Annotated in this window: 8 protein-coding genes, 11 tRNA genes and 1 rRNA gene; all 20 read left to right on the top strand. The window is 39.3% G+C overall.

Translation table 11 applies throughout. The annotated features are described in order from the left end of the window. Positions 1-161: 161 nt before the first annotated feature. Positions 162-278 (top strand): 5S ribosomal RNA (gene rrf / locus ABES03_RS17660). A 9-nt stretch (positions 279-287) separates the two neighbouring features. Beyond that, positions 288-363: transfer RNA gene (locus tag ABES03_RS17655), tRNA-Val, on the top strand. Positions 364-749: 386 nt separating this feature from the next. Further along, positions 750-825, top strand: a tRNA-Thr gene (locus ABES03_RS17650). Between the two features lie 21 nt (positions 826-846). Next, a tRNA-Leu gene (locus tag ABES03_RS17645) sits at positions 847-931 on the top strand. A gap of 13 nt (positions 932-944) precedes the next feature. Continuing rightward, positions 945-1019: transfer RNA gene (locus ABES03_RS17640), tRNA-Gly, on the top strand. Between the two features lie 9 nt (positions 1020-1028). Next, positions 1029-1117 (top strand) — tRNA-Leu (locus ABES03_RS17635). Positions 1118-1128: 11 nt separating this feature from the next. Continuing rightward, positions 1129-1205: transfer RNA gene (locus ABES03_RS17630), tRNA-Pro, on the top strand. A gap of 10 nt (positions 1206-1215) precedes the next feature. Continuing rightward, positions 1216-1288, top strand: a tRNA-Ala gene (locus tag ABES03_RS17625). Positions 1289-1309: 21 nt separating this feature from the next. After that, a tRNA-Met gene (locus ABES03_RS17620) sits at positions 1310-1383 on the top strand. A gap of 33 nt (positions 1384-1416) precedes the next feature. Next, positions 1417-1509: transfer RNA gene (locus ABES03_RS17615), tRNA-Ser, on the top strand. Between the two features lie 22 nt (positions 1510-1531). Beyond that, positions 1532-1616, top strand: a tRNA-Tyr gene (locus tag ABES03_RS17610). 5 nt (positions 1617-1621) lie between these two features. After that, positions 1622-1695: transfer RNA gene (locus ABES03_RS17605), tRNA-Trp, on the top strand. Positions 1696-1871: 176 nt separating this feature from the next. Next, positions 1872-2681, top strand: a complete 810-nt coding sequence (gene mutM / locus ABES03_RS17600; RefSeq protein ID WP_430119044.1) for a bifunctional DNA-formamidopyrimidine glycosylase/DNA-(apurinic or apyrimidinic site) lyase — start codon at positions 1872-1874, stop codon at positions 2679-2681. 163 nt (positions 2682-2844) lie between these two features. Then, entirely contained in the window at positions 2845-3486 is a 642-nt protein-coding gene (locus tag ABES03_RS17595) for a helix-turn-helix transcriptional regulator (protein WP_430119042.1), read from the top strand. A gap of 17 nt (positions 3487-3503) precedes the next feature. Then, positions 3504-4319, top strand: a complete 816-nt coding sequence (locus ABES03_RS17590) for a pyruvate, water dikinase regulatory protein (RefSeq protein WP_308083722.1) — start codon at positions 3504-3506, stop codon at positions 4317-4319. A gap of 2 nt (positions 4320-4321) precedes the next feature. Beyond that, complete coding sequence (gene ppdK / locus ABES03_RS17585; RefSeq protein WP_430119040.1) at positions 4322-6991, top strand: pyruvate, phosphate dikinase; 2670 nt, start codon at positions 4322-4324, stop codon at positions 6989-6991. 242 nt (positions 6992-7233) lie between these two features. Further along, positions 7234-7425, top strand: coding sequence for a YbxH family protein (locus tag ABES03_RS17580; protein ID WP_430119038.1), 192 nt, complete (start codon positions 7234-7236; stop codon positions 7423-7425). 106 nt (positions 7426-7531) lie between these two features. Continuing rightward, entirely contained in the window at positions 7532-7615 is an 84-nt protein-coding gene (locus ABES03_RS17575; protein WP_374121074.1) for a putative holin-like toxin, read from the top strand. 192 nt (positions 7616-7807) lie between these two features. Further along, entirely contained in the window at positions 7808-10384 is a 2577-nt protein-coding gene (locus tag ABES03_RS17570) for a DEAD/DEAH box helicase (protein ID WP_430119036.1), read from the top strand. A gap of 190 nt (positions 10385-10574) precedes the next feature. Then, on the top strand, positions 10575-12419 hold the full coding sequence (locus ABES03_RS17565) for a M6 family metalloprotease domain-containing protein (protein ID WP_430119034.1): 1845 nt from the start codon (positions 10575-10577) through the stop codon (positions 12417-12419). The last annotated feature ends 6 nt before the right edge of the window (positions 12420-12425 follow it).

Raw genomic sequence — 12425 nt, 5'->3', positions numbered from 1 at the left:
TATCTAGTTTTGAGAGAATGATCTCTCAATGAGCATAGTTCATTGAACTAGTATCATAAATCATGGTACATTGAATGTCTGCTCCTGCGCCATAGCATATTCGAAGATGTATATCTTCAGCTCGTCGCAGGCTCGCAAAGAAGATTATTCAGTGTAGTAGGCCTGGTAACAATGGCGAGAAGGTCACACCCGTTCCCATACCGAACACGGAAGTTAAGCTTCTCAGCGCCGATGGTAGTTGGGACGAAAGTCCCTGTGAGAGTAGGACGTTGCCAGGCTATATATATGGAGGATTAGCTCAGCTGGGAGAGCATCTGCCTTACAAGCAGAGGGTCGGCGGTTCGATCCCGTCATCCTCCACCATATATTCTTAATATTTACGCTGGTGTATCTCTATTTATAGATTAAGAAAGCGTGTACAAACTAATATATTTTCCAAACTAATGCCGGGGTAGCTCAATTGGTAGAGCACGACCGAATAAGCTTCCTGAATAAACTTCAGCATACTGACCGAGCAGCAACTTGTATAAGCTTTCTGAGGTCAGGATGACGATAAATAGGATAGCGTGTACAAACTAATATATTTTCCAAACTAATGCCGGGGTAGCTCAATTGGTAGAGCACGACCGAATAAGCTTCCTGAATAAACTTCAGCATACTGACCGAGTAGCAGCTTGAATAGGCTTTCTGAGGTCAGGATGACGATAAATAGGACAGCGAGCACAAACTAATATATTTTCCAAACTTATGCCGGGGTAGCTCAATTGGTAGAGCAACTGACTTGTAATCAGTAGGTTGGGGGTTCAAGTCCTCTCGCCGGCACCATCTCTTATTGATTTTACAAATGCGGGTGTGGCGGAATTGGCAGACGCACCAGACTTAGGATCTGGCGCCGCAAGGCGTGGGGGTTCGACTCCCTTCACCCGCACCATTTAATTTTATATGCGGAAGTAGTTCAGTGGTAGAACACCACCTTGCCAAGGTGGGGGTCGCGGGTTCGAATCCCGTCTTCCGCTCCATAAGTTAATGCCGGGGTGGCGGAACTGGCAGACGCACAGGACTTAAAATCCTGCGGTAGGTGACTACCGTACCGGTTCGATTCCGGTCCTCGGCACCACTTGTTTTTTACGGGAAGTAGCTCAGCTTGGTAGAGCACTTGGTTTGGGACCAAGGGGTCGCAGGTTCGAATCCTGTCTTCCCGACCATTAATGTTTTGGGGCCTTAGCTCAGCTGGGAGAGCGCCTGCTTTGCACGCAGGAGGTCAGCGGTTCGATCCCGCTAGGCTCCACTTTAATTATATAAATGATTTGGCGGTGTAGCTCAGCTGGCTAGAGCGTACGGTTCATACCCGTAAGGTCGGGGGTTCGATCCCCTCCGCCGCTATTAAAATACTTATATAATTTTTTTCGAAAAAATGGAGGAATACCCAAGTCCGGCTGAAGGGATCGGTCTTGAAAACCGACAGGCGGGTTAAACCGCGCGGGGGTTCGAATCCCTCTTCCTCCGCCATTTTTTCTTTGTGTTTATATGTGGAGGGGTAGCGAAGTGGCTAAACGCGGCGGACTGTAAATCCGCTCCCTCCGGGTTCGGCGGTTCGAATCCGTCCCCCTCCACCATTTATAGGGGCATAGTTTAAAGGTAGAACTAAGGTCTCCAAAACCTTCAGTGTGGGTTCGATTCCTACTGCCCCTGCCAAAATTACTTTTGTAAAATTCCAAGTTCATACTGTGGAATTTTTTTATTTAAAGGATCTTCGACTTATTAGTTGAAGGTCTTTTTTTTATTTGTTTGTGTTAAATCAGTTATATTTTATTTAACTATTTTGGGAAACCTATTATGAATGTAGACAAATAGACGGAAGGGGTTATTCGATGCCAGAGCTTCCAGAGATGGAAACCTATAAGATCCTTTTAAATCAAAAAATAGCTGGTCAAGTTATTTCAGACATACAAATCAATAGAGAAAAGTCGGTTAACCTTAATCCTGAGCTCTTTAAAAGAACAGTTCTCCATCAAAAAGTAACTAATGTTCATAGGAGAGGAAAGCATTTACTATTCCATCTCCAAAATGGTCATGTGCTATTGTTGCATTTAATGTTAGGTGGATGGATGTTCTACGGCCTTGAGTCGGACAAACCAAAACGAACTATCCAAGTCCAAATTTCCTTTGGAGAAAATCATCTTTACTTTATCGGTCTTCGACTTGGATATCTTCACCTATATAATCAAAAAGAAGCTGAAGAGAAACTCTCTGATTTAGGACCTGAACCATTGACTAGCAATTTCACTTTAAATCATTTTCTAGAAATGATTCGTCATAAGCATGGACGATTAAAGACTACTTTACTTGATCAAGAGTTTATTGCTGGGATCGGTAATTGCTATTCAGCAGAAATTTGTTTCCATGCTGGAATTTTGCCTACGAAAGACATTGATCAAATAGAAGAATCAAAAAGGAACATGTTATATCATTCAATGAAGGCAGTCCTTCAGGACGGAATAAGTCACGGTGGTTATATGGAAAATCCTTTATTTAAGGGAGATACCTTAACGGGGGGATTTAATGAGAGATGTAATGTATATGACCGGGAAGGCAAGAGCTGTAATCGTTGTGGGGCCATTATTATAAATGAAATGGTTTCTTCTAGAAAGACATTTTATTGTCCTAATTGTCAAAAGTAATCTACGACCTGCTACATTAGCGGGTTTTTATTTTTGTCAAAAAAAAGTGAAAGTAATTGTTTCGTATTTCACACAAATGTAATATACTATATACAAATAAGTATAGCACATTTATAATTAAACTAACGAATATAACATATTTATTGTTAATAAGGGGGTGGTAATGATTAAACTAACTAAACGACAGGATGAAATCCTACAGATTGTGAAACAAAATGGACCGATTACAGGAAAAGAAATTGCAGAAATGCTTTCCTTAACACGGGCAGCTTTAAGACCAGATCTTGCCATCTTAACGATGTCAGGAAACTTGGATGCCCGGCCGCGAGTGGGATATTACTTTAATGACAATTTTGAAGTAAAACAGCAGGCAAAAAAGTTTATTCACCAAAAAGTAAATGATTATAAGGCGCATCCAATTGTAGTCGAAAAATCAACCTCTGTTTACGACGCAATTGTTCAGTTGTTTTTAGAAGATGTAGGTACACTTTATGCAGTTGATACTGAAGGGCTTTTAGCAGGAGTGATATCTAGGAAAGACTTACTTAGAGCTTCACTTGGCAATAAGAATCTAAATGACTTACCAGTAAGTGTCATTATGACTAGAATGCCTAATATCATCACGATCGAACCAGAGGAAACACTGTTAGAAGCCGCAAAAAAAATGATTCACAATCATATTGATTCTCTACCAGTAGTAAAGGTAGAAGACCAACAGAAAAATACATATTTGCTTGTGGGAAGAATCACAAAAACCACGATTACAAGGGCATATCTAGAAATTATGGAAGAAAAAACAGACTAAGAGGAGTGGCTGTTATTTTGGTACAGAAAGAAGTGGTTTATGTAGTTTCTGACTCAGTAGGGGAAACAGCTGAGTTTGTAGTAAAAGCAGTCGCAACACAATTTAACGGAGGTCATGTGGATATTCGCAGAAGTTCATATGTAGAGGACTTTGAAGATATTGAAGATGTCCTTTTACTAGCGAAAAGAGGCAACTCCATCATTGCATATACGATTGTTGTTCCAACCTTAAAACTATATCTAGATAGCAGAGCCTTAGAAGAGGGTATATTAGCAGTAGATCTACTTGGTCCACTGATGAATGCGTTCGTAACTAGATTTAATAAGCAACCGCATCATCAACCAGGTTTGATGAGAAAGCTTGATGAAGAATATTTCCGAAAAATTGAAGCTATTGAGTTCGCTGTGAAATATGACGATGGTCGTGACCCAAGGGGAATTACAAAGGCTGATATTGTTTTAGTCGGTGTATCTAGAACATCAAAAACGCCATTATCTATGTATCTAGCACATCAGCGCTTTAAGGTGGCCAATGTTCCATTAGTCCCGGAAGTGCAGCCACCAGATGAATTATTTCAAATCCCAAGAAAAAATTGTATTGGATTAATCATTTCACCAAATAAATTAAACGAAATTCGGACAGAACGTCTGAAGGCTTTAGGGTTAGCTTCACAGGCAAATTACGCTAGCTTTGAGAGAATATTAGAAGAACTCGACCATGCTGAAAAAATTATGAAACGTGTAGGCTGCCCCGTTATTGATGTATCTAATAAGGCTGTGGAAGAAACAGCAGGCTTAATACTAGAGGTGTTAAAAAAAGAGAGGAGCTTTTAATAATGGAAAAATTCGTTTATTTATTTCATGAAGGAAATGGAAATATGAAAGAATTGCTAGGAGGAAAGGGAGCGAATCTAGCAGAAATGACTAGAATTGGATTACCTGTTCCATACGGGTTTACCATTACTACACAGGCTTGCAATGCATACTATGAAGCTAGTAAAACCATTCCTACAATTGTAGAAAAACAAACGCTAGAAGCACTGGTCCGCTTAGAAGAGAAAATGGGTAAAAAATTAGGCGACCCGGAAAATCCTCTCCTTGTTTCAGTACGTTCAGGTTCCGTTTTTTCCATGCCTGGTATGATGGATACCATCTTGAATTTAGGAATGAATGATGAAACCGTTGTTGGTATGGCAAAGCTGACGAATAACCCTCGTTTTGCTTATGATTCTTACAGAAGATTCATTCAAATGTTCAGTAACGTGGTCCTTGAGATTGATACGTATTACTTTGAACAATTATTAGAAGAAACACGCGAGCAAAAGGGATACTCCACTGATCCAGAGTTAACTGCAGAAGACTGGAAAGAAGTAATTAAAGGGTATAAAGGAATTGTTAAAAAGCATACAAGAAAAGACTTCCCACAGGAACCAAAAGAACAATTGTTCCTTGCAATTAATGCCGTCTTTAATTCTTGGAATAATCAACGTGCGATTGTTTATCGCCGTTTAAATAAAATACCAGATCATTTAGGAACTGCTGTCAATATTCAAAGCATGGTATTTGGAAATATGGGGAACGATTCTGGAACAGGTGTGGCGTTTACAAGAAACCCATCTACTGGGGAACATCTTCTTTACGGTGAGTACTTAATCAATGCTCAAGGCGAAGATGTGGTTGCTGGAATCCGTACACCTCAGGCAATCGCTACATTAGCGGATGACATGCCAGGTGTATATAAGCAATTTGCTGAAACGTGCAAACGGTTGGAACAGCACTATCAAGAAATGCAGGATATTGAATTCACTGTGGAACGTGGCAAGCTATTTATCTTACAAACTCGTAATGGGAAACGTACAGCACAAGCCGCCATTCGTATTGCAGTTGAAATGGTAGAAGAAGGAATTATTGACAAAAAGACGGCACTATTACGTGTGGATCCAGATCAATTAAATCAATTACTGCATCGTAGAATTGATGATTTATTTGAGAAAAAAGTTTTGGCTAAGGGTCTTCCAGCTTCACCAGGTGCTGCGACAGGTCAAGTAGTCTTTGATGCGGATGAGGCAGAACAGTTGGGTAATGATGGTAAAAAAGTAATTCTCGTTCGTCCTGAAACAACACCTGATGATATCCATGGTATTGTGGCGTCCCAAGCAATATTAACAAGCCGGGGTGGAATGACTAGCCACGCAGCTGTTGTTGCACGAGGGATGGGGAAAGCCTGTATTTGTGGATGTGAAGCCTTAAAAATCGATTTGAAGGCGAAACAATTCACAGTTGGTAGTACCCTCATTAATTATGGAGATATCATCACCATTGATGGTTCGACTGGTGAAATCATGCTTGGCGAAATTCCAATGATTGATCCTGAACTTTCAGATGAGTTCCAGCTTTTACTTGCATGGGCCGATCAAGAGCGGAAAATTGGTGTCCGAGCAAATGCTGATAATCCAGAAGATGCAAAGAAAGCATTTGAATTTGGGGCAGGCGGAATTGGCTTATGCCGTACGGAACATATGTTTATGGATTTAAAACGTATTCCGATAGTACAAAAAATGATTCTTGCTGATAATTATGGGGAGAGAATGGAAGCCTTGAATCAGCTGTTACCAATGCAGCAGAGTGATTTTGAAGGGATTTTTGAAGCAATGCAAGGGTTCCCTGTCACTATCCGTTTATTAGACCCGCCACTTCATGAATTTCTACCTGATAAAGAAGAGCTTTTAGTAGAAGTGACTAAGCTTCAACTGACTGACCCTCAATCTGAGGAATTAAAGCAAAAAGAAAAATTATTAAAAAAGATTCGTCAATTAGATGAATTTAACCCAATGCTTGGGCACCGCGGCTGCCGTCTTGGAATGATCTATCCAGAAATTTACGAAATGCAAGCAAAAGCAATTTTTTACGCCGCAGCAGCACTAGCAGAACAGGGAATAGTAGTTGAGCCAGAGATCATGATTCCTTTAGTTGGTCATGTTAATGAGTTAAAACAAATGCGCCAGCTTGTGGTAGAATCAGCGTTACGAATCCAAGAAGAAACAGGTAAGAATTTTGAATATACCATCGGAACAATGATTGAGATTCCACGTGCAGCATTAACTGCAGACCAAATAGCAGAGGAAGCTGATTTCTTCTCGTTTGGTACAAACGACTTAACACAAACAACTTTCGGCTATAGCCGAGATGATGCGGAAGGTAAATTCCTGCAGGCCTATATCGAAAATAAAGTACTTCCAGAAAATCCTTTCGCTGTTCTTGACCAAAATGGGGTAGGTAAGCTGGTTGAAATGGGAGTGAAACTAGGGCGGTCAACAAAACCTTCTTTAAAAACAGGAATTTGTGGGGAACATGGCGGTGAAAAGAGCTCGATTGATTTCTGTTACCGAACAGGTCTAGATTATGTGAGCTGTTCTCCATACCGTGTACCATTAGCTAGACTAGCAGCGGCACAGGCAACTATTCGTCATGAGTTAAATAAAGAAGAAGTATTTACAACAGCATAATTTTAGGGAGGATGTGTGCTAGGTGCACCATCCTCTTTTGTGTATTTTGGGATATTATGTAAAAATATCCAAAAGAAGCACAAATTGAGCCAATACTATCAAAAAGTCAGCCAATAAACCTCAAAAATGAGCCAAACTTTACAAAAAATGAGCCAATCCAAAGACATCCGAAACCATCTTAACGTGAGTAGTCTAACAGTTTTTGCAAATAATAAAAAAAATACTATCAAAGGGGTTAGAATATGGGGGCTATTGAACGGAATGGATATCGGTTTGTACCAGAATACAGTGTGATTCAACAGAATGGGGCCATACATGTCTATAAACGAGAGGACTTTATTGAAGAAATCCAATTTAAGTTTTTGGGGAATTTTCCAGTACTGGATCAAATAGAGGATCTAGTAGATAAGTACTGTGATTTACATAATATTTAAAGAACGCTTGTTCGGTATATTGTTTAATGATATAATTGAAAATGCAATAGTATAGTTTTCTCAAGGGTGGACGGCACACTCTCCTATCGAAAGGGGGTGATGCTTTTTGACAGTTTTTCAAGCATTGACGTTAGCTATATCGTTTGCTAGTCTCATTGTCACTGTTCTGTCTTTCCACAAAAAAAAATAACCCACCCTTGAGCCGGCAAGCAGAAGTGGTGGATTATGCCCTTTATGCCGATCCCCTGTAAGGGAATCAACTATTGCATGACCGAGCGTGTCTCAGGACTCTCGGTCTTTTTTACTATATGATTATCTATACTCACATTATACATAACTTTAAGTAAAAAGGAAAATCAAAATATATATAGGAGGGGTCATATTGAGTAAATTACTTTCCATTTACCCTCAAGCAATTGAACATACAAAATCGAAGATTCAAGAAGATATGGATCGATATTTAGAAGGGAAGGAATCATTGCCAACCTTTGAAGACTATTTAGCTGATCGCGGCCACTATATAGAACAAATTTGGGTCAATGTTTGGTTAAATAAATCAACAAATGATGTATCGAAAAATGAAAAAAAGACTTATCTAAGCGAAAAAGGATTTGAGGTGCAAGGGGTTGACCGGAAGTTCTTAAATAAGTTATTTCGGGATGAAATGAGAACGTATCAGCCCTTTGATGCGCTTGATTGGGTTAACAATACTTTTGCTGGGCAAGAGGAAGAGTGGGAAAAACGATACCAAAATGCAAAAGAAAACTATATAAGACAACAAGAGCAGAAACAGCTTGAGGAGCAAAAACAAGCAATACGAATGGATATAGAAGAGGCAGCTAGCGACATTCTAGAGAACAATTTCGATTCCTTCTACTTACATGTTCGATTTTTCGTTGCTACACAATTAAGGGCAGATCTGGAAAATAATACGAAGTTTCAATCGGTTGATACATTCGCACTCGAGGAAAAATTGGTCGATGAAGGTCCGTTTAATCCCGCTACCTATACTACTGTTGCCACTTTCTTTGAAGAACTGACAGGTGATATTCATAAAACCCTTCATTGGGGACGAAGCTTTTACGAATACCAAACCTACTTCTTTGTGTATGAAAGTTTAATTTCTGATTATGTGTCAGAGCTTATACCACAAGAAGTGTTAGAACAACTTTCACCTGATTTAAAAGGGGATTTTTTTGATACTTTTCATGAACCGCTTACCGCATCTTTTGTTAAAGGTAGTATTGCACAGCTTCTTTATGAGGTTGAAGGCTATTTTATTGAAAACATTAAAGAGGAATATCTTTCAGACTTGGTCAAAATAGCTGAACTTCCTTTTGACATAGAGGTACACAAGGAAGTTTTTAATAAAGATTTGCAGGAGCGGGAAAAAAAGCAGCGAGAAGAACAAGAAGAGTTAGAACGGAAAAAGGAAGCAGAAGAGCGGATGATGAAGGATATATTTGGTACTGAATATGATCCTTCTCTAAAGAGAAATATCCGGTATGTCCTTCACATTGGTGAGACCAATACAGGAAAAACTCATCATGCATTAGAAAAAATGAAAGAGGCAGGCAGTGGATTATATTTAGCACCACTACGGTTATTGGCTTTAGAGGTATATGATAAGTTAAATGTAGAAGGGACACCGTGTTCCTTAAAAACCGGAGAAGAGGAAAAAATCGTTCCTAATGCAAGCCATTCTTCCTGTACGGTAGAAATGTTTCATGAAAAGGAGTTTTATGAAGTTGTAGTCATTGATGAAGCACAAATGATTACAGATAAGGACCGTGGCTTTTCATGGTATAAAGCTATCACGAAAGCAAATGCACAGGAAGTTCACATCATAGGGAGCAGAAATTCTAAATCCATGCTGCTCCAGTTATTAGGTGATTCCAGTATTGAAATTAATGAGTATTCCCGGGATACGCCATTAGAAGTGGAAAAAAAAGAATTTCATATTAAACATGTAAAAAAAGGGGACGCCCTTATTTGTTTTTCAAGAAGACGTGTCCTTGAAACAGCCTCAAGATTGCAAAATGATGGTCATTCTGTCAGTATGATTTACGGCAGCATGCCTCCTGAAACCAGGAAAAAACAAATTGAACAGTTCAATAAAGGCAGAACCAAAGTCATTGTGGCGACAGATGCGATTGGCATGGGTTTAAATCTCCCCATACGCCGAATTGTTTTTTTAGAAAATGAAAAGTTTGACGGAACAAGAAGGCGGCTACTTACGTCACAAGAAGTAAAACAAATTGCTGGACGTGCAGGTCGTAAAGGAATCTATGATGTCGGAAAAGTGGCATTTACAGCTGATATTAAAAAAATGAGAAATTTACTTTTACAAGAGGATGAGCCTGTCCATACGTTTGCGATTGCCCCTACTAATTCAGTTTTCGAACGCTTTCAGCACTATTATCATGACCTAGGAACATTTTTTGAATTATGGGGGAAATTTGAGAGTCCGAAAGGTACAAAAAAAGCTTCCCTTACAGAAGAAAAGACGCTTTACCAATTGATAACCGGGACGGAAATTGAAGCAAGGCTCTCCTTAATGGACTTGTATGGATTTTTACATCTTCCTTTTTCCAAAAATGAGTCAGCATTAACGAGACAATGGGAGGAAACGATGTACAGCATCATTCAAGGAAGAGAACTCCCTGAACCCATTGTAAAGGAGCGAAGTCTGGAAGAACTGGAACTAAGCTACAAAGCCATTGGACTTCATCTCTTATTTTTATATCGTTTGGATGAAAGAACGGAAGCCATCTATTGGGAACGACTCCGAGAAGAAGTGAGTGATCGAGTCCAAGATCGGTTAAAAACGGATATAAAAAAGTTTGTTAAGAAATGTAAAAATTGCGGTAAAAAACTCCCTTGGGACCATTCGTTTCCAACCTGTGATGCATGCTATTCGACAAAATTTAGAAAATACCGATATGGTGATGACTATTAATTAGAAAACGCGAGGAAAAAAGGCCTAAAAGGGCCTTTTTTATTTTTGTGACTTGGTACCTATCAAATGGAAAATATCTAGGGATTAAAGTATATATTTCGCCTCTCTAAATAATAGGCCAATAGAGACTTCTTGTATTTTTATTATTCTGATAAATTAGAATTCTATAATAAATAAAGGGGTGTTGTACTTGTTAAAGGTTCTATCAAAATCTGCTTTTACCCTAACACTCGTGGGTAGTCTTGTAATGACAGGTTTCCATTCTAGTGATTCTTCGGCAAAGATAACAAAGGCAAAAGATACATATAATTTAAGTCTTGCCCATTATGTTGGGGCTTCCCCAGAATTAGCGGCTAAGTCGAAAGATTTAGGGAAAGATTTATCCAAGATGGATCCGGCTGAAAAAGTAGCGAACAAGATTGGAAGTAAATTCCAACGGGCTGGCGATAATCATGTTAAGTATCAAACGGCAGACGGAAAGGTACCCGTACTAGTCATCCTTGCAAAATTTAAAGAAGGGGATGAGCCTGTAGGGGATGTCACCGGTCAAGTGCCCGCAAAATATATTAACGATTTGATTTTTGGTGATACGTATAATCCGTATGAACTAGATGAATTTAAACAGTATGCAGAATTTAATGGTCAAAAAGCGCCAACTGATAGCACCATGCAAAATATTTACAAGGAATCCAGTTATGGAAAGGTAACATTAGTAAAAAATGATGACAAAGATTTAGCTTGGATCGAACTTCCCAAAGGGGCATCCTATTATTTAGATCAAAAAGGTACTTATAAATATGGTAATGTAAATGGCGATGCGCATATCGGTGAATTAGTAACTGATCTTTTTAAAGCAGCTGATAGTGTAGTAGATTTTTCTAAGTATGCAGTAGATGGAGAAGTTCCGAATGTTTTTATCGTTCATGAAGGAACAGGGGCAGAATTTAGTGCAGACCCAGCACAAATTTGGTCACACAAATGGAATTCGTTAAGTGCATTATATTATGGAAAGTATTATGAAACAGGTAAGCCAGCCGCTGATTTAAACCAGGACGGTGTTGAGACAGATGAAGAGTGGAATACATGGTATAGCCAATTTGTTGAGGACCATACTTTTGATGGAGTTATGGTAGACAATTACAATATTCAACCGGAAATTGGCGGTAACGTAGCTGGATACAATGAAGCAACTGGCGGTTATGATGAAGCATCGAAAACGGGTCCATTCCCTGGACAAGCGGGAGTGTTTGCTCATGAATTTGGACATGCTCTAGGACTTCCAGATTTCTATGATACAGCCTATACTTCTGAAGGTGTTGGAAACTATTCGATGATGTCAGGCGGTTCTTGGATGAGATATCCGAATGCGGCAGCTTACTCTGGTAACTCACCAACTCATTTTGATCCGTATTCAAAAATCTTCCTTGGCTGGGCTTCCCCAATTGACGTAAAACCGGCTGATGGTGTAAAAGCGATTACTTTACCACCAGTAAATGCTGCAACTTCTGAAAATGGAATTGTTAAGATGGAAGTACCTGGTTCGAACGGTACAGAATATTTCTTATTTGAAAACGTTCAGCAGAAAGGATTTAATAAAGGTTTAATTCGTGAAGGGGCCAATGCCCATGGCTTAGTCGCATGGCATGTGGATGAAAATGTACTATCACTCTATCAAACCGCTGGCTTTCGTCCTAATAATGTCGAAAACTGGATGAATAAACGCTACCAATATAACCAATCCCAAATGGCAAGTAACAGAACTATGGTTACACACTATGGACTATCTGTTCTCCAGGCTGATGGAAAGTATGATTTAGAGAAGAATGTTAACCGGGGAGACGCTGCTGACTTCTTTAAACCAGGCAGCCAAATTACTCCTGTTTCAAGTAATGTGCACACCGGATCATACTATTTCTGGAAGGGATTAAGCGCTACACCTGCAGATTCCGGTATCCACGTTACCGATATTAAAGAAAACAAAGATGGATCGATATCTGCAAAATTTTATTATAATTTTAATGAATCACAAAAATAATTAATG

Origin of the sequence: Neobacillus rhizosphaerae (assembly GCF_050477885.1) — a bacterium.
Lineage (GTDB): Bacteria > Bacillota > Bacilli > Bacillales > Cytobacillaceae > Neobacillus > Neobacillus rhizosphaerae_A.
This window is presented reverse-complemented; position numbering and strand designations above follow the sequence as displayed.

What these genes read in the sequence shown, in the direction of transcription:
- mutM (WP_430119044.1), top strand. Translation starts at nt 1,872, where the DNA reads ATGCCAGAGCTTCCAGAGATGGAAACCTATAAGATCCTTTTAAATCAA.
- ABES03_RS17595 (WP_430119042.1), top strand. Translation starts at nt 2,845, where the DNA reads ATGATTAAACTAACTAAACGACAGGATGAAATCCTACAGATTGTGAAA.
- ppdK (WP_430119040.1), top strand. Translation starts at nt 4,322, where the DNA reads ATGGAAAAATTCGTTTATTTATTTCATGAAGGAAATGGAAATATGAAA.
- ABES03_RS17580 (WP_430119038.1), top strand. Translation starts at nt 7,234, where the DNA reads ATGGGGGCTATTGAACGGAATGGATATCGGTTTGTACCAGAATACAGT.